The organism is Paenibacillus sp. FSL R7-269, from assembly GCF_000517865.1.
In the GTDB taxonomy this organism is placed as follows: Bacteria; Bacillota; Bacilli; order Paenibacillales; family Paenibacillaceae; genus Paenibacillus_AQ.
In genome coordinates this window covers 31,913-57,698 of record NZ_ASPS01000046.1, presented here as the reverse complement: position 1 = coordinate 57,698, position 25,786 = coordinate 31,913, and the positions used below count along the sequence as shown (strand labels likewise).

Here is a 25,786-nt window from a genome sequence, read left to right as displayed (position 1 = left end):
CCATGGAACGCGAGCTGATTGGCCGTAATTTATCTGTGCAGGATGATAACGGGGATTCAATTCAGACCATAAAAGAAGTAGAAGTTATCCTGAAGCCGGAGACGCTGGACATTATCCGTGCGCGGAAGATGTCCAAGACAAAGCAGATTGTGGGGTATGAAATTACGGTCAAACTGGTTATGTCGAAGCTGGAGTCGGCCCTTCGTTATCGCCTTCTGGCCGACTTCAAGGCGGGCAAGACTATGTTCTTGGACCGGATCACCGGTTCCCTCGAAGATATGCAAAGCGGGAATGTGGAGCGGGTGATGATCAGCGGTGTGCATATCCATGATGAAATGGATCTGCTCGTTGCCAAGATTGATGAGAACAACGGTATCGACATTACATTGTCTGGTACTGCTAATGACTTTGATTTCATAGAGCAGTTCCCAGCTTATATGGCATAAAGATGGTTGCTTCAGTGATTTAATCGGTTTATCATTTGATCATGGAAAAATAAGGGGTGAATCAATGAAATTACTGGACGGACTCTAGCTTCCCTGAAGGAGGTTAGAGCTGATTTGAGTAGAAGCATTAAGAAGACACCCGTATGTAAAGATCAGGCAAGTCGTTGGATCAAACGGCAGGCAAGCAAGGCCGTACGAAGATATCCTCATGACATTTCATTTGGAAAATCCTATAGAAAGATTTTTTCTTCTTGGGATATCAGTGATTGGCGGTTCTACACACCGTACAAACAGGCAGTTAATGAGTGGGAAACCACCCACAAGACTTGGCGTAAACAGGTGAGTTTTCAAGAAATGACTTTCCAATGGGCCAAGAGCTTTAAACGAAAATAGTAAAGGAGTCGTTGGCAGGGAAGCGCCAGCGACTTTTTTGCATTCTAATACAAAAATACTGGAGGTTTTTTGCATGAGTGATAAATTAGAAAAATATCTTTCCAAGGGCAAAACAGGTCGGAACGATGATACCATTACTGTACCAGCAGACGGAGAGGAATGGTCAGTACGCCGCCTGACTACCATCGAGGTACGCCGTGCCTATGAGCTGGCTTATGAAGAGAACGGCGATCCGAAAGAATCCTTCAACGAAATCGATGTGATGATCGTCAAGGCGACGGAGCACGAATTCGATTGGAACAACAAGGATTTGCTGCTGGCTTTCAACTGCATCAATAAGTATGAGCTGCCGCCGCGCATCCTGGACAACCCTGCTGATTATGCTGAGTTGAGCAAAGCAGTGACCAAGTTCCAGGAGACAAAGGATGCGTTGTTGAAAGAAGCAAAAAACTCATCAAGCAAGACGGAGAAGCAAGCTGGATAGCATCCTTTTGGATAAACCAGAAGCGGCTGCCAGCTGAGATCCTTCCGTATGAGGTAGATAAACAGCGGCAGTATTATTTCTGTCTTGCGGCCGGCATGGTCGCCGAAGAAGAAGCCAAGAGAGTTCTAAGAAAATGATATAGATCTTTATTTGCCTAAGTTAAATTTTGAAACAACAGAACCTTGGTCTAGATCCACAGTTAACCAATCAATTGTATCTGTCCCCCCAGATCCTGGATTATAAATCTGAAAAACAAAATTTTCATTTTCCATTTGAGAAAACTCAACATATGTAAGTTTATCGACGTAGCCGTGTTGAACTAAATTATCGGCTGCAAATGATTTAGCAAGTTCCAAAGCCTGTTGCTGTTCTAGGGAAAGTTCGTTTATATCATCTGCAACCAGGGGAGTGTAGTCATCAAGACAGGTGTCTCCAAGTATCTCGCAACTAATCTCTTGAGTAACTAGATTCACATGGTACCACTCCATGACTTCAGTTGTAGCTTTACTAGATTGTTTAACTATGTAATTCCCTTCATCATCAGTTCCAACTATATTTATAGACGAAATCCTTAATTGCTCTTGATTTAACTTGGAACTCACTAATTTTATTGCTTCGTCTTCACTCGAAATAGACTGGTTTTCTGAGGTGATATTAGAGTTGCTGGGATTTGCGTCAGAGCTAATCTGATTATTAATTTCTGATTCATCGCTAGTTCCAGGGGCTTCGCTTGATTCTGCCTTTATTTTAACGGTTGTCTCTATCCCTTTTGTTTCATTTTTGTTTGTATTTATTGAGTTGTTTGTAGAAACTTTACTTCTTTCATTATGAGAACAACCAATAAGAACCAAGAAAAATAATATTATCATTACTTTTTTCATAATGCTTCCCTTCAGTATTAAATTTATTAATAAGTTTTGCGTTATCTCTGATGAAATCCCTTAACGAACTTCACAATATGCTCATCCCAGTTATTCGTGAATTTGTTTAAATATCCTGCTTCGTAGATTTATATTTCGAATGCTTAAAAGACCTATATCTATAAATGCAAGGTGGTGAACAACCATAGCAGCGACAACAAAAGTGACGGTCCCGTTTGAAGCGAAGGACCTTATTTCTGGTGCTGTCCGGAATATGCGAAATGCACTCCGCGGGGCAACTGATGATTTATTCGACTTCCGCCGGGCTGCAGGTCAGATGGGGGATAACCTGGTATCTGACCTTCGTCGTTCCAGGAGTGCAGCGGATGATTTAGGCGGACGAATTGGTAACGCATCGGACGAGGCGCGCCGGCTGGGACGCGCGAACGTAGATGACATCTTTCGACGCGCTCGCTCTGGAGCCGACGATTTACGCCGTTCGGCATCCCGTGCAGATGATGAGATCCGCAGAATGGAAGACTCCCGGGTTCATCTCCGCGCCCAAGATGGAGTAAGCCCCGTGATTGATGGAATTTCAGGTAAGCTAACGACTTTGGCGGCAACGGCTGGAGCAATCCTCATTGGTGGTGGGATTAAGGATGCATTGTTCGGGAATGTCATGGATTACTATTCCGAAGCTTCCCGTAGTGCGGCCTTACTGCCCGCAGCTGCGCGCGATCGAGGTCTTCAAACTGTCAAAGATTTAAATGCTCAGGGAATTATTCCGTCACAGACGGAAGGGGCAAAGCAATTAGCCGATCTTGCTCCACTTGTTCGTGATAAATCGCAAACCAGTGAATTTTTGAGTGCTTCGTCAAAGATTCAATACATCCGGCCAGATGCCGGCTCTGAAGAGATTAATCGTGCGTTAGCACAATCTTCAGATACTTTCCGCGAAACATATGCTTCCGTAGCCGACAGCATGATGTATGCCTATAAGGAGGTAGGTGATCGGCAGCAGGACCTCTTCGATACATTTTGGGAGTATTCCGGATATTTTAAAAACACCGGTGCAAACTCCGGACAGATGGCCAACTTCTTGACCCAAAGCGTTAAGGAGGGGGCCTTCAATTTTGATAAGCCGGCGGATTTTATAAAAGAGACGTTCGGCGTGAAGGCTCTTGATGCTGGGGATATGGAGAAGTACTTCACTCTTCGTGGAGCTGGAAAGAATGATGCAGCGAAGCAAGCAGCGGCATTCACTGGTGACATCAATTCAGGGGATGCGCAGCGGGCGAAGGGTGCTCTGATGGCCTTAGTAGCTGACCTAGCCAGTCAAACGCAGAGTCAACTTAAGGCTTCACTTGTCTCACTTGGCTCGGCTACCGCAGAGGACAACGGGCTAGCTGTGATGAAAACCTTCCAAGTACCTTTTCAGCCGTCGCCCACCGGGATATCCGGAACGACAGAGAGAATGGTGCATGCTCAGCAGGCTGCTAATCCCATGCAAGATATCATTCAGACCCGTGCTCAGATCGATCAGCAAATGCAAGATTTAGGAGCGAATCTCTCCACGGCAGTTCTTCCCGCACTGCAAGAATTCAATACCCTAATCACGGAAAATAAAGATCAAATACAGGAATTGGGTTCGAAGATAGTTGATGTAGTAGGCAAAGCAACGAGTTTCTACAATGATAATTTCAAGACAATCAATAGTGGAATTGTTGGATTGGTTAAGGCTTTTGCTCTTTTCAAAGGAGCTCAACTTATTTATAAAGGGTACAGTAACACAAAAGGGACCTATGGAAAAATTAGAGAATGGGTTGGCAAAAAAAGAACAAATGACAGCGACCCTACTATTGAAGAGGTAGGAGCACCAACAAGACGCCGTCTTACCGCTCGTCGTGGTCGCTTTGGAAGAAGCGGCGATAGCATGGGAGGTCTCAACACCGTTTCATCTATGACCATTAATGCTAGTGTAGTATATCTTAATGAGAAAGGCGGGCTTGGTGGACAAGGCGGTGGACAAGGCGGTGGAAGGAGGAACCGGCGGGGAGGCAGAAGAGGGAATGGTCGCCGTGGAAGGTCTGGCGCTGGTGCGGGGGGACTAGGTGGAAATGCTGCACGTGGCAACCGTAATCCAAATGGATCAGTTTCAGCTCGGCGTCAGACACGATCTCCGGTTCCCCCAGACATTGATACACCAGATGTTGGGCAAAGGCGAACCGGCCGAGTCACTTATCGTAATTCCAGGCGACTACCTCCTGTACCTGATCCAATCCCGGATATCGTGCCAGCCAGAGGCGGCATCAGAAATTTGTTCAAGGGTGGGAAAAAAGCTCTAAAGGTTGCAGGAATTGCAGGTACCGTTGCTTCAGTCGGTTTATCGGGATATGACTTGTATCAGGCTTCTAAAGTTGATGGATTGAAATCCGGATTATCAAATACTGGCGGGTCAATGGCGGGAAGCTTGTTTGGAGGTTCTCTTGGTGGTTTAGTTGGATCGTTAGCTGGTCCACTTGGCACCGTTGCGGGTGCTGCTGCCGGCGGCTGGGTCGGTGAAAAGCTTGGCTCTATGGCCGACAATGCAGGGTGGACCAAGAAAGCTGTCGATGGCATATACGCTATCGGTGATTGGATAACAGGGAAAGATAAGAAGAAGGATGAGATCGCCACTGCTGCTGTCAAAGCACCGCCTGAAGCGAAAGTGACTTTCGGGAGCATGACTCCGCAGCAGGAGGAGAAGCTGAAGGCGACGTTCGGACGGTTCAGTGCAGATGTCGCAAAGAACGGGCTGCTGCCTGCCTTCAAGGGAGTGATAGAGAAGAGCGGAGTCTTGCAGGGTGTGGACAAGGTGAAGTCGGAGCTTTCCGGTGTATGGAAGAACACTGAATCCTCATCCGCCCAGAACAATATCGTTGCCGTGGGATCGGCGGCTAAAGGGACATCCGTTCAAGCTAAGCTTATGGGTAGTACTGCCAAAACCAGTACAGATGGTATTGTCGCGGGAGCCAGCGCTGCCGGAGTAGGTTTACTCGGAATTGGAACATCTGTGAAGACTGCTGCAGATGAAACCAAACAGCAGCTCCAATCAATCCAAACAGTGACCAGCCAGAGCCAGAGCTGGGGCAGTGGTATCATTACAGGCATCTCCCAGGGGATGCAGAGCAAGTTTCCAGAGCTGAAATCTACAGCAATGGGTGCAATGGGTATCTTGTCCACTCTGACCGGTACGGGAGCCAAGGTATCTTTTGGCGCTCCTGCATCATCCAGTGGCGGTGCCAAATACGCCAATGGCGGCGTCATAAATCGTCCTCATCTTGGGTTGGTGGGCGAAGCGGGGCCAGAAGCCATAATCCCGCTGTCTGCAGGCCGCCGACAGCGCGGGGTGGAGCTATGGGAGAAGGCCGGGGCAATGCTTGGAGTACGGGCATATGCAAACGGGGGAATCGTTGGTGCGCAACCGCTGCGGACTCATGCGCTTCAAGCCAAAACCTTCATTGATGATAATAACGATAACATTGGATATGGTGCCGGTTACGCGGAAGGCATTCATGGTTCGCTTGATCAGGTTAAGCGCCAGGGGGCGCGACGCTATGCCAAGGCCATGAGTAAAGCGAGCAGCCTCACGGATTCCTATAAGATCCGCGCAACGGGTCACCGCTTACGTAGACAGGCTTCCAAGATGCGGAGATTTGCTAAAGGTTCAAAACTTCTCGGGAAAATAGTCCGACCGGTTGGTTATGCTATGGACGCCTGGGACGTCCTTTTCGCGGGCAAAGGGAAGAAAGGACGACAACTAGCCAAAGTAGTTGGCGGTATTGGAGGCGGTATGGCAGGTGGTGCGGCGACTGGCGCTTTACTCGGAACCTTCCTTATGCCAGGAGTCGGTACCGCTGTCGGCGGGGCGATCGGTGGCCTAGTGGGTACGATCGGCGGTGAAAAGTTGGCCACGAAGATTTTCGACGGCATATCGGGATTTTTTCGCCGTCGGAAGAAGCGTAAGAAGAAATATGCTGATGGCGGCTTAATCAGTTCCCCACACATGGGACTTGTCGGTGAAGCTGGTCCCGAAATGATCATCCCATTATCCAGGCAGCGGAGCCAACGGGGCAGAGCTTTATGGGAGCAAGCCGGCAACTTGCTAGGCGTGAGGCCATATGCAAACGGTGGGGCGGTAGGCATGAGGTCCAGCGGTGTTCCGGTGGCGAAGACACTGGCGCAGACGCCCGCATCGACTCGCAACATTGTAATAGAGAATATCAATATCGATTTTGGCGAACTGGCCAAGGGAATCACCAATTTTGCTGAATTTGCAAAGATGCTAACCAGCTCGCAGGGGCGGGCGCTATTCCGGAAGATTTTCGGCGAGGAATTGTACAAAGCTCTGGAAAGCGGGGGATAAGCATGTTGACCATGATTCGAGACAAAAACCGATTCACCTTCCCGATTACCCCGGCGGAGATTCAGATCACAAGCAGCAACGAAATAGATTCCTTCACGGTGATTACCGGGGAGGAGAAGACCAGTAAGAGACTCACTTCGAAGCTGAAGCGGGTCTCTTTTTCTGTCATCTTCCCGCGGCGCTGGAATGATCTGTGGGAGAAGGGGAAGGAAACCATCACCTACAAATCTCCAGAACAGGCATGGAAGCTGATGGAGGAATGGAAGGCTAAGCCGGTTGTGATCAACTTCGAGTCACTGTTCTCGCAGACCATGTGGTTTGAATCGATGGAGGCCACCTATAAGGATGGCCAGGCAAACTTGCATATCGCCTTCACCTTCGTGGAGTTCGATCCGGTCAAAATTGTTTCTTACTCTAATACCCAGCAGTTATTGAAACCAGGTGTGATAATCACCAAATCATCCAAGAGCCGCCCGAATACTACCGGACAGACGGACAAAAAGAACCAAAACAAGAAGAGTGATAAGCAGAAGAAGGCTGAAGCAAAGGCGGCTGCCGACAATGCGAAAGGTAATTTCGATTACTTGTCTCAAAAGGAAAGGATTTTGGATAAAACCTCTACTCAAAAGTGAGGAGTGTAGATGGACAATTTTGCAGTTTTATATGGGAAGGAAAGCAACCGTATTTTACTGACGGATGCAATTGTCGAGCTAGCCTGGTCTTCAGCGAGGGATGAAATCGCTCGTAGTATGACCGTGCGGGTGCGGGATGCTGCAGACGTTAAGATAGCCGGTCTGTTGATGTGTTTTTCACAGCAGTTATCAGGGGTTGGAGTGCTTCATCACAAAAACCAGTTCTTCTACGGACCGATTATCAAATATGAGCAAAATGAATTTTCTCGGGAGTGGGAAATCGATGCCCGGGAGATCGGCTGGTATTTGTCTAAAAACAAAGGTGTCCGTCCTTATCTTAAAGGGGAAGCTGGCGCGGAGCTACAGCGCTACATCAAGACTACTGGCATTGATTTCCGCTGTCCCGCTTTTGGTTTTAAACTGGACGAACGGTATGGAACGATTTCACACTCAGAACTCATCCTGGATGTGTTGCAAAAAGCATATGAGCGCAGCGGCTACCGGTATCACATCGATGTCGTCCGGACGGATTCGGGATTTTACCTGCAGGTGGTCCGCGAAGGCACAAATAGCCGGGTACCGGTGTTTATCCCCGAACAGATGGAATCCAGCACGGCGGGCTACAGCATTGAGGAAACCTATACGGTGGTTACTGCTCAAAAGTACAAGGATGATAAGCTGGCTTCCTCTGTCACCAAAACAGCAGCCGGCGCCGTGCAAGCTATGGGGCGGATGGAAGAAATTATTGAGGTTGAGGAAGATGAGGACCCAGCCACGATTGCTACGCAACGCCTGAAGGCTCTGTCGCAGGCGAAGCAGATTAAGAAGATTACCGTCAAGCATGAGGACAATACACTTGCAGGCCTGCGTGCCGGTTGGATGGTGCTGATCAAAACGGATCACACCTCAAAATGGATTGTAGAGAGTGCCGAATCAAGTTTTAAAAATGGAATGTATACTGTGAAGCTGGAACTGGAAAGGAGGGAGTAACCGTGCTGAATGATGCGCTGAAGCTGCTGAAGGAGAAGACAGCTAGTCACATCGATGCCCGGGACACGGAGCGAGCCACTCTACTCAATTGGCCAGCTGATCCAAGGATACGGGTAGATGAGGACCCGGAGCCATATACCGCGGACAAGCTGGTCTTTGCAGAGTATCTTCAGGAGCGGCGTATCGATGCGGTATTTGAGGTTAAGCAGCCGGAGGCTTCCACATATACGGGAGTCCTGCTGCTTCCCAGCCCTCTACAGGCAGGTGACCGGCTCATCGTTTCCCGGTTGACCGGACAGCGCTATTACGTTCTTGGAAAGGATGTGGGCAGCAGTGGCGGATGATAGTTTGTTTCCTGTTCTGGATTTGACAGACCTCGATGGCATAGAGTTGACGGAATCCGTCGTCTCTGCGACTAAGTGGACGTACGTCATCGATTATCGCAATCGGCGCGCCGTGTTTGATGATGCTGGTCATCCTACAAAGACCCGCACGTATCCAGAGTACTTGGTGCAGACAGCGCTGAAAATTCTTAATACAGAGCGTTTTCGCTATGTGGTGTATGGGGAAGGAATCGGCGTCGAACGGTCCGAGTGGTACGGATGGGAGGACGTAGAAATCAAGCGTGACATGGAGGAGGCCCTGATGGCCCATGCGGAGATCCAGCGGGCCGAAGTAAGGTCGATGCATCGGTCAGGGCAGGAGATGCTGCTGAACATATCGTTATCGGGCTTAGCCGGCAATGCTGAACTGGAGGAGGCGATCAGCACATGACTATTAAACTATCGGATTTGCCAACTCTGCCGAATATGCCGATCCTTCAGGAGACACCAGAGGACATCTACCGTCGCTGGGTTAATCGTGCCATTGCCTTGGCGCAGGAGCGTGGCCTGCCTCCCCCGCCGATGGATGAAGGCGAATACTTTTATGACCTGTGGTACCCTTTGGCTATTGAGATTGCGGAGCAGCAGGCTTTATGGACATACGGGTTTCTTCAGGGATTTCCCATCTGGGCGGATTCGGAGTATTTGGATGGCCACGGTTGGGCAGCTGGGGTGACCAGAAAAGAAGGGGAGGACGATGACACGTTGCGGCTCCGGATGCTGGAGCGTGCTGCAACAGAAGTAGGCAGCGGACGCCGTAAGGATTATGAGACTTGGGCAAAGGAGATGGAGGGGATAGGTTCCGCTATAGCCAGGGAGAAAGAGAGGAACGAAAATTCAATTGATCTTTATCTCACGGATCTGACTGGCCAACCGATTACTGAAACATTCGCGGAGACGGTAAAGTCCTGGATGTGGGAGGAACGGCGAATCGCAGGTCATGATTTAGAGGTACATCCTGCACCGGTATTTGTTGTAGTGGTGAAAGCTCATCTTCTCACAGTCGAGGGCGCTGATCTAAATGAAATGGCTGAAGGTATCCAGGAGCGGGTAAAGGCATACGCGAGCGAGCGAACTAAATTGGCTTACAACTATGTAGGCTCGCTGCTGCTTGTGACCGGAGTAGAGGATTATGAAAACTATACTCTCAACGGAATGGAGGAAGATGTCGAGATGACGCCTTCCTCCATTCCGCGAGTTGAGGTGGTTTTATCGTGATCCCTGAACGGTACCGTGGCATGTTGCCGGCCTATTGGTATGAGATAGATATGGCCGAGCGACACTTTTCTGTCATGGAGGATGAAATGGTGCTCCGGGAACAGAAAATTGACGAGCTCGGTAACCAATTCATTCTCCCGCGGGCGACATGGTCCTTATGGATATGGGAGTGGATATATTTCAGACGCAAAGTGAATGGGTCTGATAGCTTCCGAAGAGAAGCCATTCGCCAAAAGCGTTGGGGAAACAGCCCATTCCGGATCCCAGTGTTACGCGATCTTGCAAACCAGCACGGAAAGCTGCTGGAGATTAAAGAAGACTTCGTAAGCAAAGGTATTGAATTTCAGTTTTCAACAGAAGGGACCGTTGATCAGGAATCTTTAAAGCGAAATTTTGAATACATTCGGCCTGTTCATATTCGATCTATGGCAGTGAGTTTCAAGGCGCCAGATTGGAGCAGCGGAATAGAGATATCCGAGCAATATTCGGCTATCTCTTACCCGTTCCAGGCCTTCGCCAGCAACACGCTCTATTGCGGCGTTCCATACGACGGTCCGAAGGTGGTCATTCTTCCGAAGTCGCCGGTATATGCAGGAGGGGAACGGATCGCGCAGGCCTTTGAACGGGTCCTGCAGGCAGCGTTCCCAGTCACTGGCGCACTGTACGCTGGAGGACTGGCCGCACCGGTGACCGTTATCCCGGTTAACCAGGCAGTCACCTATTCCGGCGGGGAGCAGATCGCCGCAACGTACAGCACTAAACAGCAGGCAGCCTTCAAGCTGACCGGCACAATTAACACAGGAACGGAGGTTACATGATGGCATTAACGACGAGCGCCCATAATAAGACAAAAGCCTGGTTCCAGGGCATGATCGCTTACGGCACATATACAATCGGCAGCACAGTTACCCAAATGCCGATTTATTCGCTAACGCTGACCGGCGACGTAATCACGCTGGAATTTTACCTGGCCGAGACGGTCGCCGGAACTATTACTAAATTCCAGGTGATCGACAAAGACGGCGCGGTATGGGACGACCAGCCGGACAGCGTGGTAAAGCCCGCGCTTAACGGGCTACTGATAACTTTTAAGTACACACTCACAAGAGTATAGGGGGATAAGGAATGACATACACGAAAACCGCCTGGAAAGATCATATTGTAGACGGCAGCGGGGCCGTAGTGCAGCAGGGAACACCCCTGAATGCGCAGAACATGAATCACCTGGAGGAAGGCGTAGCCGATGCGGCCGCCTTTACTGCTGGAGAACTAGGCGCAGCGACAGCCTACAGCGGTGTGCTTAATCATACGCCTGCCATAGGCTACGGGATCGCGGTAACAGCAGCGGTGCATGGTCGCGGTTCGTTTGGTGTACCCGCGCCAGCTCAATACGGTAGTTTTAACCGGTTTGGATACACTGATTTTCATGCTCTTATTGCGGGCGCAGTACATGAATTTACGGGCGTAAGTCCTTCAGCCCCAACGAACAATACCCAGGTTTTAGATCCTGCACCTACAGAAGGTTCCCGCGACGATTTATTTTTCGCAGAAGTGTGGAAAGATCAAGATACACAGGAATGGAAACGCCGGCTGCGTGTCGTAAGCGGGGTTGATTTTTCTGTGAATACAGAAGGTTTACCACAGGCCTACAATGAGGGGTATAACAAGCAAACAGCGGTTACACCGCAAGGCGGCGGAACTGCTCCTATTCTTTGGTCAGCCTTGTCGTATTATCAGCATTTTTCCAGAGCAACGAATGCAGATTCTCGTATACCTAAGAAACTTTCGGGAGCACTAGCTCAAGATTCGGGACTTTATATAGCGGGGGATGGGTCTTCAATCAGTAAAGCTACTTTGAAAACTTACGATGGGTATGTCTATGCGATACCTCTGGCGAAGATAGCCCGGAGAAATTCGGGGGGCTACAGCGCTAATAACCCTAACGGCGCGAAGGACGTTAAGGTAGTTGCTTTCCCGGCTTCCGGTTTTAATATAGAAACGGGGAAAACGAAGAATGTAACCCTGACTGCAGCAGATTATGCGCTGGTCGCTGTAGGTGAAGAATATTACCACGCTTCTTATGCGGTATCAGCTTACCGGTATAAAATCATTTCAAAGAACGGGTCTAACCAAGTCACGGTTATGTCCACCGGAACGGGAACCGTTGACAGTATCGGTATCGGTGTAATTATGTCGGATCGCCCAGACAGTCTATATTCAAATATCATAGCTGAAAGAGATATCACGGACCTGCGGCATAAGACATACCTGGTATCACCGGCATATGAGCAGCTGCTGATCGACGGCATGGACCAGGTACTGCGAGGGGCTTCCCAGGTCGAACGGAAGACGGCCATGCGGAAGACTTATGTAGGTGTCCGCAAGACACCGATGGATGCTAATCACGTTTTCTATGCTTCCTTTGACGGTAGTACAACGCCTGAGTTAGGCGGGAATCCGGGTCTAACCGGCGGTACTTTTATTCCTGGGTTCACCGGCGGCGCTTATAAGAAACCTATAAGCGTGGGTACAGAAGTTGCGCTCACACTGAATTCTGAGGGTTCTTTTGAAGCCTGGACCGACTTTAATTTATTGACAGGCGGATCAGACTATTTTATGGGCGCGGGTACGTCTGGAGGAAGCCAATTCGCGGTGTACTGCCGTTCAGCAAATACCACGGTTACGTTTACTATTTTGGATTCAGCAGGCAATGAGCTATCCGGTGGCTATACTGCACAGGTTACCCGGCCTACGGGCCGCCATCACATACGCGCCACGTTTAAATCGGGGCAACCGTTAAAGCTCTATATTGACGGAAAATTAAGAGGGACCAGCGCCGCTAATTACAACAATGAAGTAACAGTAACACAATTCCGTTTAGGTGACCGCGTAGGTGGTGGAAGAACTACCGCTGTCACATTGGAAGACGTAGCTGTAAGTAATATCGACCGGGGCGCGACCTTCGCCACACTGCCCGCAGACTTTATCCAGGGCTATGCGGACATTACCCCGGCGCTTAACTTCCAGCGCCGGATCAACTCCGACGCCCAGACTTCCCAAAAGACCTACGCGTCGGCCAAGGTGCAGAACCAAACGCAGGAACGCGGGATCACGGTCACCAAGGGAACCGGCGTAAATACCGCAGCCTGGGAAGCGGGCGATAAAATCAAGGTGCGGGGCTTAGCCGGTGAAATTGTGGGCGGCATTATTGACGCTGATACAGCCTTGGCCCGTGTGTTAAATGTCAATGCAACCGCCACGGTGCTAACCCTGGATGATGTAAGTAAGATCGCGGTGAATGACACGATTATCGTTAGTGTCATTACAGACCTTAAGGACGGTTGGGGAACGCGAACCGTAAGCGCAGTAGACACAACGAATAAGACTATTACGTTGGCTACAGCATTAGGCGCTAGTGCGGTAACGTCTACCGTTCCGATTGTCATTTATGAGACTACCGCCAGCACTTCCAGCCCTGTAGTTCGCGCAATCATTGCAGGCACTTCGACAGCGGTCACCGGAACCTGGGCGAACCTGGGTACGAATGAAGCCGAATTAACCCTGGGAACCCTGCCGGGCGGCCTGGCAGCGCAGGAAATCGTAATCGAATACAGCCTTAACATGCCGGTAGGCCAGGGCAGTCTATATCAAATATATGCGGCAACCTTAAGCGGTGAAGTTAATGGGAAGAAGTTAAAACTGGGTAACGTAGCCATTACAGACGACTTTTCCGGGAAGGTAACAGGCAGCACAACAATTAACCCGAACAAAGCCTACAGCGCTGTAGGTAGTACATTCGCCACACCGTCGGCCCCGGGTACGGAATTAGCGCAAGCTGATTACGATGCTATTAAATCCCCGGATGCTTCTCTGAAAGTAGTCACAACAAACGTAAGCGGGCAGCAGGCGCAAATGGTAATATCCTGTGATATTATCCGGGCTTATGAAGACAAGTACGGAAAGATTCCAGGAGCGTATACAACCGCCGAGAAGGTAGCCTGGCTTAAGGCGGGGAATCTCCGGCAAGTTACGGCTAACATTAGTGTATACGGAACTGGACCGAGCGGCGCACACGCATTATTCTACTTCTGGACACCAGCAAATTCTGGGGCAATACCGAATGACGCCTGGCGTACAGGTGAAGCAAAAGGGAATAGTGCTGCCAGCATTGCCGTTGTAACTCATGTTACTGATTCCACTAATCCGGTATACCATACTAACCCGGGTAACCAGATAGACAGTAACGGCTTTATTCATTTCCTAGCCTGCGCGGATGCTTCGGACGGCGTAATACCGTCGGTGCTGTATGTGGACTATTTCAGTATCGACTTAAACGTCCCAGCAAAAACAGGATACGATACCCTGGTCCCGGAAAACCCGCGCCGGGATAACGGCCTGGCGGGCGTACTGTATGTCCGCAAAACGACCCGAGAAGTAGAAAGCCTGTTCTGGGGTAACGACGAGGATAACGGCATCGTCATTTACGGGGATTACCTGCCTTCGCAGGAATTCGCCAGCCAGGCGTCGGCTACGCTGGCCGGTGCTACTAACATCCTGACCAGTATCCAGGGCTTTATTACCACGGCGGGTACGAATGCTGGGACGGATGGCGGCATAAATAATTACTTGAATGCTATTAGCCGGTTACTGGGTCCCGGGGATGATCTAAATTACAAAGTCGATCCGCAAAGCTTAATCGGTACGTTGACCTTCAATAGTGCTGGAGGAGCCACGCCCCAGCTGCGGTTCTTCGCTGCAGATACTGCCCTGGTAACGGGGCGTGTAGATGCCCAGTACACCGATGGCATTCCTGCCTGGGCAGCTAAAGCAGCGGAATTTTTATCCGGCTGGCCGGTCCTGCAACAGTATAACGGTGAACTGGTGCTACGGGTTGCGCTGCGGAAACGGTCACAGCTGGCCAGCGTAGGTATCGGGGGCGGCACAGTCCATGTATTCTTCCGGCTGCCTGGTCGCCCACTTGTCAAAATCTAAGGAGGATTGCCACACATGGATAACGTAGTATTCAGCCGCCAGGATCACACCGTTACCGGGCTTAACCGCCCGGCCGGTCCTGCGGAATATAGCCTTTCGCTGCCGTTCCCGATCGCCATAACTAAACTGCAGCCCTGGGTCAATGGGGAAAAGCAGAAGACAAACGACGGAGGGCAGTTACTGTACTACAGCAAGCCGATCCTGGAGGAAGACGGCAGCGAAACCGTGAACGAAGTCACTACCGACCGGATCGCCACCGCCTGGGAAGAAGTCACCCAGGAATATACCCTGGTCAATGACGACGGCAGCAAGACCCCAGTAAGCAACACGACCCAGATTGCTACGGAGTGGGAGGACCTGGAACCGGTCCTGATTCCAAACGTCCAACAGTACCAGGTCACCTTCGCGGAGCAGCCGAGCCTGTTCACGTACCAAGAACTGCAGGCCGCAAAACTCTCCGGCATTAAGAAGGCTTACCAGGGTTTGGTCCTGGTCTATTATGACGAAGAATTCGCCCTGGAGAGCTTCGCGGTAGAGCTGGCCGACCATGCGGCGAACCTGGGAGACGGACTGCTGGCCATCCATCCCGGCGGCCAGTGCCGGACGGTTAAACTGTTGCTGGGCAAGTCGGCTGGACTGATCCGGCTGTATCTGGAAGCCCAGGAAGGTATCACGGTCGAGATCGGGGCCACGGCTGCGAATCTGATCGCAGTCGTAGACGGCCAGGTCAAGCTGGCCACGGCGTCGGATTCCGTGTATTTGCGCTTCACGAATACAGCCGAGAGTTACCGAGAGGTTTACGCCTTCGGATTATTGGCATAGAGCAGGCAGCGCCCAATGAGGCGTTTTTATTTTGCCCTCAGATTGTGTTTTACGGTCTGGGGGCTACTTATTTATAGGGGGGAATTATGTGGAGCTTACAACGGTTACAGCAATAGTCGCAGCAGTAAGTGGAGTAGTACTTGGGTGGGTAACCCGGACATCTGCTTTTAAAAAGGATGTGGCCCAGGAGGCCGGCAGTGGTGCTGCATTGCGTACAGACGTCGAGTACATCAAGCGTGGTGTGGATGATATTCGGGCAGATGTTCGAGTGCAGGGACAGCGTACTGATGTGCTGTCCGAACGAGTGACACGGGTGGAGGAATCGGCAAAGCAGGCCCATCTACGTATCAGTGAGATCCACAAACAAAGGAGTGAAGTGTAATGGAATGGAACGCCGTATCGAGCTTTATCAAGCCAGAGTTGCTGCTGGTGCTTGTTGTCTGCTGGGTGATCGGATATATCCTTAAACAGACGCCTCGAGTGCCGGATTGGACTATTATTTACATCGTGACGCTGATTGCTATTGTTGTGGTTTGTCTGATGCTGGGGTTGTCACCGGATAGCGTACTGCAGGGCATCCTATGTGGTGCTGTGGCGGTTTATGGTAACCAACTGGTTAAGCAGACGTGCAAGGGGGCGGGGGAGTGATGGGGCTAACAATGGAGCAAGTCAAAGCTAAGTCTGCCGCCCGCCTGGTTGGGCTGCATCCTGTCGTTAAGTCTGCTGCGGAGGCGCTGATCGTACGCAGTTATGCTTGTGGGGTGCCCATCCTGATTACGCAGGGGCTGCGAACGATAGCCGAGCAGGACGCCCTGTATGCGCAGGGCCGCACAAGGCCTGGGGCCATTGTGACGAATGCGCGCGGCGGAGAGAGTTATCATAATTACGGGCTGGCGGTGGATTTTGCGCTGCTGCTCCCTAATGGTTCTAGTGTTTCCTGGGATATGACAAGGGACGTGGACCAGGACGGCACTCCGGATTGGCGGGAGGTGGTGCAGCAGTCGAAGGCGATCGGCTTTGAATGGGGCGGAGACTGGACGAGCTTCAAGGACTACCCGCACTTGCAAATGGTTTTCGGACTGACCACGGCACAGCTCCGGGCAGGCAAAGAACCGACAGCAGCAAAAATTAAGGCGGCTTATGCTGTCATCGATAGACTACAAGAGGAGGTTCAAGAGGATATGAGTAAAATTGCGGAACTGGAATCACAGGTGAAGGAGCTTGTGACGACCGTGGCCGGGTTGATTAAGAGCAAAGACGTGCTCAAGGACCAGGCTATTCAGCAGGCAGGGGAGATCAAGGAGTTGAGTGCCTTACTGCTGGAGTTGACCAACACCAACCCGCCGGCGTGGTCCGTGGACGCGCTGAAGGCTTTTGCAAATACACCTTCAGTTCTTAACGGCAAGCCGGTCATTGATACGCCGGACAAGGCCACGTACACCGAGGCGCGGCTTATTACGATTCTGTACCGGCTGGGCTTAGCGGGAATCCAGAAGGGAGCAAAGTAATAATGAAGAGAAATGGCGGAATTATGGTATGTGGGTATCCTTGACCGCAGCCGTGCTGCTGTGTGCACAGACGGTCGGGGTGATCTTCGGGCTACAGTTGGCCCCGGAGCGAGGTTACGGCGGCCGTTAATGCGGTCCTAGGCATTATGGTAGTTCCGGGATCGTAAATCAATCCGGAAGCTGGCAAGGAATACACAGACAAGGAGTAGATCTATCTATCTGCCCACTGGCTTTGGCTGGTGGGCTTTTTTATCGTTTACATAAGGATAATTTAGCCATAAAATTGAATTATAAAGGAACTGCGAAATGGAGGGACTTCATGTCAGTATTAGATGAACTTAATGAGAAGAATGAGTACCCAATTATGTTTATCGGTTCGGGTATCTCAAGAAGGTATTTAGAAGGTTTTCCAGGATGGGGAGATTTACTTGAATATTTCTGGAATCAGTTGGGACAAGACAGGGAGTTTTATGCTTATTTAAATGAACTTAGAGAGAGTATTGATGCCGAAAACCCTGGCATGGATGAAGACGATCTAAATTATTATACTAATATTCATTCAGGTTCCGAGATCGAGCGTTTGTTTAACGAATTATTTTACAAAGGTAGAATAGAAATTGATAGTTTCACACAAAAGCAAGCATATCAAATGAAATTATCACCATTCAAAAAAGCAGTGTCTGATTTTTTTAGTAGATATTCAGTAAAGGACGACAGGTTGAAGGAAGTTGAAACCTTTCAAAAGGCATTGAATAAAGCGCAAGTAATCTTAACAACAAACTATGATTGTTTTATTGAAGATTCATTTCAAAAGATAAATGGGAATGGAATTAAAAAATTCATTGGACAAAAAGGTTTCTTTGAACAAACTTTCGATTGGGCAGAACTTTATAAATTACACGGTTGCTGTCAAGAACCTGACACTATAACTATTTCGAGTAGTGATTATGAGAGATTTGAAAAGAATTCTATACTAATTAGCGCAAAAATTATATCTATGCTAATTCATTCTCCCATAATTTTTTTGGGATACTCATTGACTGACATGAATATAAGGAAAATCATTAAAGATTTTTCGTCTTCTTTAAACCCAACTGATATTACTCGTATGGCATCGAGGATTATAATAGTTGAGTGGGAGCAGGGACAGCAGGATTTGGTAGAACATCGAGTATTTGATAAAACTCTTAACTGTGAGTATACAGTGGTTAAAACGGATAACTATGATTTATTCTATAGTAAATTATTAGAGATAAATCAAGGTGTTTCACCACTGGAAGTTAGAAAGTTCCAACATTTAATAAAAGAATTGATTATTGATAGTGGAAGAAAAGGCAGTCTGCAATCGATACTTATTGCACCTGAAGATATTGATGAATTATTACCAAGAATAGGTGATGGGAACTTAGTCGTAGCCTTAGGTGACACAACTTATATTTTCAGAATGCCTGATCTGATAACATATTTAGACGATTATATTTTTGAAAGAGATGAAATTCCTACTGATATTGCATTAAGGTTTGTTGCGAATTGTAATCGTAGTTCACGTATTCCTTTTTTAGATCTTATTTCAAAAATCGAAAACATTGATCGTACTCCGCTAAATCCAAGTGAAAAAGAACGCATTAAGCAAAGAATTGAATCATTTGATGTTGTCGACAATATAATTAACTCCGTCCCTATGTACTATAAGATTGAATTTGAAAGTCTACACAACATAAAATCAAAAGAGTACAAAGAAGACAAGGAAATGGAGATCTTATCATATAACGCAAAGAGGGTAAGTTATACGGAGCTTGATGAGTATATCAAAAATAAGGTATCGACCATAAAAAGAGAGGGGATCGTTAAGCCGTCAACAGCAATGCGTAGGTTGTTAATGATTTATGATTTCCTAAGACAAAATGAAAGAGGTTAGCGCCGAACCCATTTAATCAGGTTGCCACTAACCCCCATCCATATCCATGCCCTAATAATACCATCTTTATACAATAAGATAAATGGGCAAATAGTGTTATTTTTATTGCTACTAAGGGTGTATATTTCTAATATTCAACATAATTATCGAGATAAAGAAAATTATCAATTTCAATTAACAATACAGCCACGCTGTACCCCACAATAATGGTGGGGTTTTTCTAGTATCAGGAAAATTTCTTTATCGTTACATACATAAAAAACCGTCCCCAACCGAGGACGGTTCATTAATTCGTTTCACCTTCAACCCGCAACCTGATCACCCGTGAAATACTCTCCACATCCACATAAGGCACCCAGACCGGCCCCTCAATCGTATTGATCTTTACTCGATCAGGATCTGCTGATGCCTCCGCAATGCCTTTTATCTTTTCCCCGTCCAGGAGCCATACTACAATCATTTCCTGTTTTACTGCCGCAGTCTTAATGCTTTGTTTAAGCTTTTTATCCATTATTACACCCCGGAGCTTTTCTGATTATTATACCTTCGCCTGATCACATAAGGAAAATTTTCCTTACCCACATATACATAACATTTCGTATGATTTATTCTATACTCATGAATAATGAAACTTATCAGTATAGAGATACTTACTTTACCGTAGGGAATCCAGTGATTCTGTGGGTCGCCGTATTTGTTCTGTTGTTGCTAATATTTGTTTTGGTCCTATTAATCAAGAAATATCGGAAGAAGAGGAAGTGAGGTTGCATTAGTACTACATATAAAGTCCTGGAGAGCGATACAGACTTCATGATTGCGGCCATGTCACAAACGCCAGTATCCGTCTGGCACCAATACAATGATTATCCAGAAGGGAAAATCCATGATTATGGTGGGATAGTAGAAGGGTATCATCCGGGCATGGTTAAGATCGCCGGGAAGTGGTTTAGAAGAAATCGATTTGAATTTAGAGCATACATAAAATAACCCGCCGGGCTTATGCCTGACGGGTTATTTTGATTTTTAATTTTGCGAACTCCCTGAAAACTGTTGGTAATTTTTCATTCCATCAAATTCCCAAGGGAAAAATCTATTAATTGACAATGCAGTTTGTTCCCAGTCTTCCTTAGCACATTTAGAAATGTTGTCCTGAATATATTTATTAATGATTTTTAAGTTGAATTCAGGAACCACCAAAAATCCCCGGCAAACTATAAATGGTCTTGTTTTAAGAAAGTCCGCAATTCCTTGTGCAGTTCCAACGGTTGCATAGAATTGATCAGAACCAGCTACGTCTGTTGGTCCAATGTCCAAAACTAAGGATAAGCAGAAATCTCCTGACACTTCTCCTTCAGCAAAAAGATGAACATCCTTTAATTCTGGTGTCACTGCCATAATAAACTCCTTTCAGTTTTACCATCCCGATCCACCTGAAGATCTCATCGTAATGTTAACGTGGTAATTTGAATCTCTATCAGCATTACTATATCCCGGACGAGAGAACTTTTCAAAATTCGCTTGATAAATCCCTGAGGCTTTAGTTGATACTCTAACACGTTTTAGTCTGTTTTGACTTAAATAGTAGGTGCCATTTGTTTGATACGATAGGCTAAATCCTGATCCGCAAAATATACGTGCAGCTTCCAAAACTAAATTTTCTTCTAGTGTTCCTGCTGTATAACCATCATTTCCATAAGCTGAATTAGCAAGTTCAGCTAAAGTAAATCCAGTCATCCAACTGCTACCACCACCACTATGATCATGATCATCAGCATAGGAACTAGTCGTTGCTAAAGGTGAAAGGAAAAGTAAAAAACCGAGCATAATAATCGACATTTTGGCAAAAATAGACTTTTTCAAGATAATTCCTCCTAGAAGTTTAGTAGTTTCAAGGAGGATTATGTCATTAATTGTATTTAAAATAAATAGAACCTTTGTATCATATATATTACAATATAAGATATAAAATTACAAAAAAATTACTATTGCTCATTATTCGACAGCATTCAACAAACTGCATTTATGAATTTTTACATTATCAAATAGAGAAAACTTGTATTATATAGAGTATCTATGGAATAAGACTGTGATTGGATTTACACCGACTATGCGCTTTCGGTGACCTCACAAAAAATGCCCCGGAGACCTTCACCGGGGCAGGCAATAATGTTATTCTTCAAATAGTTCATCCATTAAGTCATCAATTTCTCTTTTACGGGAAGCTGTATCCTTTGCATCAACAGTGATTGTATCCCCGTCAAAAATCAGGGTATCTCCAGGCTTAATCTCCGCAGGCAATTCTGACCGTAGCATATCCTCTGTTTCTCTATCGAATTCTATGACAGCATATTCACCTTCAAACCGATCTATGATTCCTTTTCTCACTTCCCAGCCCCCTTGGTTGTCGTGAAGGTGATTTTATTACCGTCACTTATTGCGGTAATTGTACCCTTTTGATCGGTACGCAAAACAGAGGCATTTGCATTCTTAAGCCGGGATAGAATCCCCGAATCAGGATGGCCGTAATTATTCTTTCCTACGCTGATCACAGCATAGCTAGGCTTAACTGCATCCAAAAATGGCTTACTGGTTGAGCTGTTGGAGCCATGATGCCCGACCTTTAATACATCGGCCCGTAAGCTCGTACCATCCGCAAGCATGTCGCTCTCTGAGGCCTTTTCAGCATCCCCGGTAAAGAGGAAGGAGTTGCTTTTAAACGTGACCTTTAGGACAGCACTCCAATCATTCAGGTTGTCACCATAGGTGTTCACCGGGGCGAGGAATGAAGCATCTACGCCCTGGAGCGGGATTTTAACCCCTTTGCCGACTGCCTTGATCGTCCGTCCTTCATTTTTGACAGCCGTCAAGAAATCTTTATAGGTCTGTGTTGTATGCGAAACCTTAGGGGCATAGACGGATTTTACATCCAGCGCCTTAAGTACATCATCCAGCCCGCCAATATGATCGGCATCGGGATGAGTGGCGACCATAGCGTCTAACGTTGTGACACCGAGAGTTTTCAAATATTTGACTACATCGGCGCCCTGGCTGTTGTTGCCTCCATCAATAAGGACGTATTGGTTACTTGGCGTCCGGATCAAAGTAGAGTCACCTTGACCAACGTCAAGGAAATAGACCTGGAGTGTGCCGGCTGCTTGTTTCTTGGGCATTACGATTGCTGCCGGTGCCGGTGTGGCAGCCGGTTTGCTTGTTGGCTTGGCAGTTGGTTTTGTTGTAGCCTTTACGGTTGGTTTTTTAGTGGCAGCCGGTGCTGACTTAGATCCACCACCATTGTGATAATGGTACTCCCCGTTTTTAAGTCCCCATTTAGCACAATTGGTTCTGCAATAATGTCCCCCGTCTGAGTCCGTTCTTCCGGGATGTGCATTGGCGATAACAGGGAGCAAAATCAGTAAAACCGACATAATCATTGATAAAGCAATTCTTTTCTTCATAAAATCCCCCCAGAGTTGTTCTGGAAGTAGTCTATCAGAATAAGGGAATATTTACTACGAAAAAGCGAAACTTTGCTGGCAGATATGCTCGCAAGGCTTCGCTTTATATTTTGTCCACAGTATGTTGATAACTTATCAGTATCACAAAAACCTAGATAGGAGTCCATCTAATATAAAATGGCAGCGATCAGGAAATAGTGTCAGTACCATATTGCCTTAGATGGGTCGTTGTCAACGGGGCATTCGAATAGTGCACTGGACATGCTCAGCCGCCTGGAGACTATGGTGCTCAGCGCTGCTGATCTGCCGGTAACCGTCGTCCGTCAGCAGATCAGCTCAGCGATCGATATATTCGTGCATCTGTCGCGGCTGCGTGACTGTTCACGCCGGGTGATGGAGATCAGTGAGGTTGCTGGAATCCGCAGCGGTGAAGTCATCCTAAATCCTCTGTATGAGTTTCGGGAATCGGGCGAACAGGATGGCAGGGTGCAAGGGAAGCTTGAGGTCAGCGGCAACCCGCTTCTGCATGCAGACAAGCTGCGGATGGCCGGAATCCATGATTATCCGCTCAAGCAGTATGAGAGTAGAAGCTTTGCGAAGGAGGCGAGTGTACCTTGAATGTCATGAAGAAGATAGACCGGCATCCCCCTGTAAGGCGAAGCAAGGGGTTCATGAAGAGGACACCGCCCATACTGCCGCTTAGTACATCTCCAGGGGGCGAGCAGGTGCTGCTGCCGGATTATACTGTATACGAGCTTACCTCCCTGCAAAGAATGCTGGTTATTCTGGGTGCCGGAGCCGTGTTGTTCGGTATTGGTTACCTGTTCTATCACCGGCTGATCCTGGCGGCACTGCTTGTCCCCGGAAGCGCATATGGGCCGCGGCTGCTGCGCAAATATCTGCTGCAGCGCCGCCGGGCTGCGCTGAATCTGCAATTCAAGCAAATGCTGTTCTCGCTCTCTTCGTCGCTCTCGGCCGGACGTTCGGTGGAGAATGCCTTCCGCGAGGCCGTGCAGGATCTGAGGATGCTTGACCCGGAGGGCGCAAGTGACATGATCTCCGAGCTGAATATCATCTGTGCCCGGATGGAGAACGGGGAGCCAATTGAAGATGCGCTGTATGAATTCAGCAAAAGAGCAGGAATGGAGGATGTGGAGCGCTTCGCAGATGTGTTCATGGTCTGCAAGCGTACGGGCGGTGATCTGGTTGAGATCGTACGCCGCACATCCTCGATCATCGGTGAGAAGCTGGATATCCAGCAGGATATAGCAGTCAGTATAGCCCAGAAGAAATTTGAGGCGAAGGCGCTGCTGGTCTCTCCGCTGATGATGGTGATGTTCATGAGTCTGAGCGCCGGAGACTATATGCAGCCAATGTATACTGGTGCAGGAATAGCGGTGTCTACACTGGCGCTGATTGCACTGTTCCTCTGTTACCTCTGGACTAATAAGATCATGGATATTCCTCTGTAAAGGAGGGTGAGTGAAGGGATGTCATTGATCTGCGGTGCGATTCTGCTTCTGCTCGCAGCAGGCTGGCTCATTCTGAGGATGAGATGCGGCAGCCGTTATGCTGCTCTGCGGGAGCTGCCCATGGAAGGCCTGCGGCTGCGGCGGCTGGGAGAGCCTCTATTGTTACTTGTAGAGAGGGCCAGAATTTCCAGTTATCTCCCTTCCGTGATGTTCAGAATACAACGTTCGCTACAGCGGATCCATGGTATGCGCTACAGTGCAGAACGGACCCTGCTGTTCATGGGGGAGATGCTTAGCTACAGCTGGCTGCTTGCCGCAGGCGGAAGTGCACTGACAATGCTTACGGGAGAGCAGGCGGGAATAATCCTCGGGGGGCTCTTGGCAGTTGCACTCCCGGTGGCGATGGTTAGCGATCTGCACAAAAAGGTACGTGTACGGGAGCAGAATATTATGCTGGAGCTTCCTGAGCTGCTGAACAGTATTGTTCTGCTGGTAGGCGCGGGTGAGACAGTTCAGCGGGCGATTGTCCGCTGTGTGAACAGCCGTCAAGGGGACAGCACCCATCCGCTCTACGCTGAATTAATGAAGATGACGGCTGAATGGGACGGCGGTTACTCCTTCCAGCAGGCGTTCGAGAACTTCAGCAAGCGCTGTGCCGTGCAGGAGGTCTCCATCTTCACAACTACAGTGCTGCTTAATTACCGCAGAGGCGGGGCCGACTTTGTTCTGTCACTGCGGGATCTGTCACGAATGCTCTGGGAGAAGCGGAAGGCGATCAGCCGCATACGCGGCGAACAGGCATCGTCGAAGCTGGTTTTTCCGATGGTGGTTATCTTCTTGATTGTGATTGTGCTGGTGGGAACACCGGCGATTATGATGTTAAAAATGTAGGAGGTAGAGGCGTATGTTAACACAGATGGCAGAAGGAGCAAAAAGCTTTTGGAAAGATGAGGAGGGGCTGGGGACGCTGGAGATGATTCTGATCATCGCTGTACTGATTGCGGTCGTTCTGGTATTCCGTGAGGAGATTGTGAAGGTGGTTAAGGATTTGATCGGCACGGCCGGAGATAAGAGTCAGGAAGTCTTTGAGTGATTCCGCTGCGTGAGGATGACGGGAGCTTCACTATCGAGGCTTCACTTCTGCTGCCGATGCTTATGGGGATTACGATGGTGCTGCTGTTCTTCTCCCTGTACAGCTATCAGAAGTCGATGCTGCTGCAGATTGCCTCAGCTACTGCGGAGCGGGCTGCTTATAACTGGGAGAATAGTAACCGGGCGGTAAGCGGAGAATTCCAGACCGGAAATGTTGATCCGCTGTACTGGAGAATCGGTGAGGATGGACTGTTGGCTTCGCTATTCGGTTCAGGAGCAGAGAATGGCAGTACGGCCATTACGCTGCCTGGTAATGCTGAAGAAGGAGGGCCCCTGCCGGTAGTGAAGATGCGCCGGTCATCACAGATGGTGCCTGCCGGATTACAGGGAGAAATGAGCTACGTCTACGGATTGACTGGCCGCAGAATCAGTACGGAACTGAAGAAGGCGCTACATCTGCCTGTTCTGGACAATCTGCTGGCCGATAGAGCCGCGCCTGAGGTGTATGCCCGGTCCTACGTTACGGAGCCTGTTGAATTCATAAGAACAGTAGATCTTATGCGTTACTACGGGTCGAAGTTCAAACAGCATTCCTCCGCCGGCAAGGAGGGCAGCGGCATGGAGAAAAAGCATGCAGCCCTCATGCTTGATAAGCTGCGTTAAGGATGGCTGGTGATGTAGCAGCTTGGGCCGGGTTGTTCAAGAAAAAGGTTAAG

The 25,786-nt window shown here is 48.5% G+C and carries 28 protein-coding genes and 1 pseudogene; 23 read left to right on the top strand and 6 right to left on the bottom strand.

The window, feature by feature from the left end:
• Window positions 1-2 precede the first annotated feature (2 nt).
• From C162_RS20210 to C162_RS20200, 3 genes are all read left to right on the top strand, one after another.
• Window positions 3-446 carry a phage tail tube protein gene (locus tag C162_RS20210; RefSeq protein ID WP_036697004.1) on the top strand — a complete coding sequence of 148 codons (444 nt, stop codon included), beginning with the start codon at window positions 3-5 and terminating at the stop codon, window positions 444-446.
• 114 nt (window positions 447-560) lie between these two features.
• A complete protein-coding gene (locus C162_RS20205) occupies window positions 561-839 on the top strand; it encodes a hypothetical protein (protein WP_036697001.1) in 279 nt (92 codons plus the stop codon).
• A gap of 73 nt (window positions 840-912) precedes the next feature.
• Window positions 913-1,323, top strand: a complete 411-nt coding sequence (locus C162_RS20200) for a hypothetical protein (protein ID WP_036696997.1) — start codon at window positions 913-915, stop codon at window positions 1,321-1,323.
• 146 nt (window positions 1,324-1,469) lie between these two features.
• On the opposite strand, the gene C162_RS20195 is transcribed toward C162_RS20200, so the two are convergent.
• The gene (locus C162_RS20195; RefSeq protein WP_036696993.1) at window positions 1,470-2,204 is read right to left on the bottom strand and encodes a hypothetical protein; all 735 of its coding nucleotides are present in this window, start codon (window positions 2,202-2,204) and stop codon (window positions 1,470-1,472) included.
• 431 nt (window positions 2,205-2,635) lie between these two features.
• On the opposite strand from C162_RS20195, the gene C162_RS37360 reads away from it, so the two are divergent.
• The 15 genes from C162_RS37360 (at window position 2,636) to C162_RS20125 (ending at window position 19,051) form a co-directional block, all read left to right on the top strand.
• Window positions 2,636-2,758: a hypothetical protein gene (locus tag C162_RS37360; RefSeq protein WP_268748812.1), complete on the top strand. Its 123-nt coding sequence runs from the start codon at window positions 2,636-2,638 to the stop codon at window positions 2,756-2,758.
• Window positions 2,759-2,763: 5 nt separating this feature from the next.
• The gene (locus C162_RS20190) at window positions 2,764-6,588 is read left to right on the top strand and encodes a hypothetical protein (protein ID WP_156949667.1); all 3,825 of its coding nucleotides are present in this window, start codon (window positions 2,764-2,766) and stop codon (window positions 6,586-6,588) included.
• 2 nt (window positions 6,589-6,590) lie between these two features.
• Window positions 6,591-7,220, top strand: coding sequence for a hypothetical protein (locus tag C162_RS20185; protein WP_036696991.1), 630 nt, complete (start codon window positions 6,591-6,593; stop codon window positions 7,218-7,220).
• 9 nt (window positions 7,221-7,229) lie between these two features.
• A complete protein-coding gene (locus C162_RS20180) occupies window positions 7,230-8,210 on the top strand; it encodes an XkdQ/YqbQ family protein (protein WP_036696989.1) in 981 nt (326 codons plus the stop codon).
• Window positions 8,211-8,212: 2 nt separating this feature from the next.
• Complete coding sequence (locus C162_RS20175; protein WP_036696988.1) at window positions 8,213-8,554, top strand: hypothetical protein; 342 nt, start codon at window positions 8,213-8,215, stop codon at window positions 8,552-8,554.
• On the top strand, window positions 8,544-8,984 hold the full coding sequence (locus tag C162_RS20170; RefSeq protein ID WP_235218479.1) for a DUF2634 domain-containing protein: 441 nt from the start codon (window positions 8,544-8,546) through the stop codon (window positions 8,982-8,984). The genes C162_RS20175 and C162_RS20170 overlap by 11 nt, the downstream gene beginning before the upstream one ends.
• Window positions 8,981-9,811: a baseplate J/gp47 family protein gene (locus tag C162_RS20165; protein WP_036696985.1), complete on the top strand. Its 831-nt coding sequence runs from the start codon at window positions 8,981-8,983 to the stop codon at window positions 9,809-9,811. The genes C162_RS20170 and C162_RS20165 overlap by 4 nt, the downstream gene beginning before the upstream one ends.
• Window positions 9,812-10,236: 425 nt before the next feature.
• A complete protein-coding gene (locus C162_RS36395) occupies window positions 10,237-10,629 on the top strand; it encodes a hypothetical protein (protein ID WP_162174481.1) in 393 nt (130 codons plus the stop codon).
• Window positions 10,629-10,925, top strand: coding sequence for a hypothetical protein (locus tag C162_RS20155; RefSeq protein WP_036696984.1), 297 nt, complete (start codon window positions 10,629-10,631; stop codon window positions 10,923-10,925). The genes C162_RS36395 and C162_RS20155 overlap by 1 nt, the downstream gene beginning before the upstream one ends.
• 11 nt (window positions 10,926-10,936) lie before the next feature.
• Window positions 10,937-14,803 carry a hypothetical protein gene (locus tag C162_RS34485; protein ID WP_051493761.1) on the top strand — a complete coding sequence of 1,289 codons (3,867 nt, stop codon included), beginning with the start codon at window positions 10,937-10,939 and terminating at the stop codon, window positions 14,801-14,803.
• Between the two features lie 15 nt (window positions 14,804-14,818).
• Window positions 14,819-15,625 carry a hypothetical protein gene (locus C162_RS20145; protein WP_036696981.1) on the top strand — a complete coding sequence of 269 codons (807 nt, stop codon included), beginning with the start codon at window positions 14,819-14,821 and terminating at the stop codon, window positions 15,623-15,625.
• An 88-nt stretch (window positions 15,626-15,713) separates the two neighbouring features.
• Window positions 15,714-16,007 (top strand): hypothetical protein, encoded by a 294-nt coding sequence (locus C162_RS20140; RefSeq protein WP_036696976.1) that lies wholly within the window; start codon window positions 15,714-15,716, stop codon window positions 16,005-16,007.
• Window positions 16,007-16,273 carry a phage holin family protein gene (locus C162_RS20135; RefSeq protein ID WP_036696973.1) on the top strand — a complete coding sequence of 89 codons (267 nt, stop codon included), beginning with the start codon at window positions 16,007-16,009 and terminating at the stop codon, window positions 16,271-16,273. Before C162_RS20140 ends, C162_RS20135 begins: the two co-directional genes overlap by 1 nt.
• Window positions 16,273-17,133, top strand: a complete 861-nt coding sequence (locus C162_RS20130; protein ID WP_036696970.1) for a M15 family metallopeptidase — start codon at window positions 16,273-16,275, stop codon at window positions 17,131-17,133. The genes C162_RS20135 and C162_RS20130 overlap by 1 nt, the downstream gene beginning before the upstream one ends.
• A 319-nt stretch (window positions 17,134-17,452) precedes the next feature.
• The gene (locus tag C162_RS20125; RefSeq protein WP_036696968.1) at window positions 17,453-19,051 is read left to right on the top strand and encodes an SIR2 family protein; all 1,599 of its coding nucleotides are present in this window, start codon (window positions 17,453-17,455) and stop codon (window positions 19,049-19,051) included.
• Window positions 19,052-19,337: 286 nt separating this feature from the next.
• Here the strand turns inward: C162_RS20125 and C162_RS20120 are convergent, their stop codons facing one another.
• The 5 genes from C162_RS20120 to C162_RS20100 all read right to left on the bottom strand — a co-directional run bounded on the left by C162_RS20120 (window position 19,338) and on the right by C162_RS20100 (window position 22,506).
• The gene (locus C162_RS20120) at window positions 19,338-19,562 is read right to left on the bottom strand and encodes a hypothetical protein (RefSeq protein ID WP_036696966.1); all 225 of its coding nucleotides are present in this window, start codon (window positions 19,560-19,562) and stop codon (window positions 19,338-19,340) included.
• A 512-nt stretch (window positions 19,563-20,074) separates the two neighbouring features.
• Entirely contained in the window at window positions 20,075-20,446 is a 372-nt protein-coding gene (locus tag C162_RS20110) for an Imm8 family immunity protein (RefSeq protein WP_036696962.1), read from the bottom strand.
• A gap of 18 nt (window positions 20,447-20,464) precedes the next feature.
• Window positions 20,465-20,911, bottom strand: a complete 447-nt coding sequence (locus C162_RS36050) for a hypothetical protein (protein WP_156949666.1) — start codon at window positions 20,909-20,911, stop codon at window positions 20,465-20,467.
• 309 nt (window positions 20,912-21,220) lie between these two features.
• Window positions 21,221-21,436, bottom strand: a complete 216-nt coding sequence (locus C162_RS20105; RefSeq protein ID WP_036696961.1) for a DUF3006 domain-containing protein — start codon at window positions 21,434-21,436, stop codon at window positions 21,221-21,223.
• Window positions 21,433-22,506 carry an MBL fold metallo-hydrolase gene (locus tag C162_RS20100; protein ID WP_036696960.1) on the bottom strand — a complete coding sequence of 358 codons (1,074 nt, stop codon included), beginning with the start codon at window positions 22,504-22,506 and terminating at the stop codon, window positions 21,433-21,435. The genes C162_RS20105 and C162_RS20100 overlap by 4 nt, the downstream gene beginning before the upstream one ends.
• A 219-nt stretch (window positions 22,507-22,725) precedes the next feature.
• Between C162_RS20100 and C162_RS20095 the strand changes: the two are divergent.
• From C162_RS20095 to C162_RS20075, 5 genes and pseudogenes are all read left to right on the top strand, one after another.
• Window positions 22,726-23,124 (top strand): annotated as a pseudogene (locus C162_RS20095) (CpaF family protein); the annotation flags it as partial.
• A gap of 53 nt (window positions 23,125-23,177) precedes the next feature.
• The gene (locus tag C162_RS20090) at window positions 23,178-23,978 is read left to right on the top strand and encodes a type II secretion system F family protein (RefSeq protein ID WP_051493774.1); all 801 of its coding nucleotides are present in this window, start codon (window positions 23,178-23,180) and stop codon (window positions 23,976-23,978) included.
• An 18-nt stretch (window positions 23,979-23,996) separates the two neighbouring features.
• Window positions 23,997-24,869 (top strand): type II secretion system F family protein, encoded by an 873-nt coding sequence (locus C162_RS20085; protein ID WP_036696955.1) that lies wholly within the window; start codon window positions 23,997-23,999, stop codon window positions 24,867-24,869.
• A 13-nt stretch (window positions 24,870-24,882) separates the two neighbouring features.
• Entirely contained in the window at window positions 24,883-25,071 is a 189-nt protein-coding gene (locus tag C162_RS20080; protein WP_036696953.1) for a Flp1 family type IVb pilin, read from the top strand.
• Window positions 25,068-25,733, top strand: a complete 666-nt coding sequence (locus C162_RS20075; RefSeq protein ID WP_036696952.1) for a TadE/TadG family type IV pilus assembly protein — start codon at window positions 25,068-25,070, stop codon at window positions 25,731-25,733. The genes C162_RS20080 and C162_RS20075 overlap by 4 nt, the downstream gene beginning before the upstream one ends.
• The last annotated feature ends 53 nt before the right edge of the window (window positions 25,734-25,786 follow it).

What these genes read in the sequence shown, in the direction of transcription:
- C162_RS20210 (WP_036697004.1), top strand. Translation starts at nt 3, where the DNA reads ATGGAACGCGAGCTGATTGGCCGTAATTTATCTGTGCAGGATGATAAC.
- C162_RS20200 (WP_036696997.1), top strand. Translation starts at nt 913, where the DNA reads ATGAGTGATAAATTAGAAAAATATCTTTCCAAGGGCAAAACAGGTCGG.
- C162_RS20195 (WP_036696993.1), bottom strand. Translation starts at nt 2,204, where the DNA reads ATGAAAAAAGTAATGATAATATTATTTTTCTTGGTTCTTATTGGTTGT.
- C162_RS37360 (WP_268748812.1), top strand. Translation starts at nt 2,636, where the DNA reads ATGACATCTTTCGACGCGCTCGCTCTGGAGCCGACGATTTACGCCGTT.
- C162_RS20185 (WP_036696991.1), top strand. Translation starts at nt 6,591, where the DNA reads ATGTTGACCATGATTCGAGACAAAAACCGATTCACCTTCCCGATTACC.
- C162_RS20180 (WP_036696989.1), top strand. Translation starts at nt 7,230, where the DNA reads ATGGACAATTTTGCAGTTTTATATGGGAAGGAAAGCAACCGTATTTTA.
- C162_RS20165 (WP_036696985.1), top strand. Translation starts at nt 8,981, where the DNA reads ATGACTATTAAACTATCGGATTTGCCAACTCTGCCGAATATGCCGATC.
- C162_RS36395 (WP_162174481.1), top strand. Translation starts at nt 10,237, where the DNA reads ATGGCAGTGAGTTTCAAGGCGCCAGATTGGAGCAGCGGAATAGAGATA.
- C162_RS20155 (WP_036696984.1), top strand. Translation starts at nt 10,629, where the DNA reads ATGGCATTAACGACGAGCGCCCATAATAAGACAAAAGCCTGGTTCCAG.
- C162_RS34485 (WP_051493761.1), top strand. Translation starts at nt 10,937, where the DNA reads ATGACATACACGAAAACCGCCTGGAAAGATCATATTGTAGACGGCAGC.
- C162_RS20145 (WP_036696981.1), top strand. Translation starts at nt 14,819, where the DNA reads ATGGATAACGTAGTATTCAGCCGCCAGGATCACACCGTTACCGGGCTT.
- C162_RS20135 (WP_036696973.1), top strand. Translation starts at nt 16,007, where the DNA reads ATGGAATGGAACGCCGTATCGAGCTTTATCAAGCCAGAGTTGCTGCTG.
- C162_RS20130 (WP_036696970.1), top strand. Translation starts at nt 16,273, where the DNA reads ATGGGGCTAACAATGGAGCAAGTCAAAGCTAAGTCTGCCGCCCGCCTG.
- C162_RS20125 (WP_036696968.1), top strand. Translation starts at nt 17,453, where the DNA reads ATGTCAGTATTAGATGAACTTAATGAGAAGAATGAGTACCCAATTATG.
- C162_RS20120 (WP_036696966.1), bottom strand. Translation starts at nt 19,562, where the DNA reads ATGGATAAAAAGCTTAAACAAAGCATTAAGACTGCGGCAGTAAAACAG.
- C162_RS20110 (WP_036696962.1), bottom strand. Translation starts at nt 20,446, where the DNA reads ATGGCAGTGACACCAGAATTAAAGGATGTTCATCTTTTTGCTGAAGGA.
- C162_RS20100 (WP_036696960.1), bottom strand. Translation starts at nt 22,506, where the DNA reads ATGAAGAAAAGAATTGCTTTATCAATGATTATGTCGGTTTTACTGATT.
- C162_RS20090 (WP_051493774.1), top strand. Translation starts at nt 23,178, where the DNA reads ATGAAGAGGACACCGCCCATACTGCCGCTTAGTACATCTCCAGGGGGC.
- C162_RS20085 (WP_036696955.1), top strand. Translation starts at nt 23,997, where the DNA reads ATGTCATTGATCTGCGGTGCGATTCTGCTTCTGCTCGCAGCAGGCTGG.
- C162_RS20080 (WP_036696953.1), top strand. Translation starts at nt 24,883, where the DNA reads ATGTTAACACAGATGGCAGAAGGAGCAAAAAGCTTTTGGAAAGATGAG.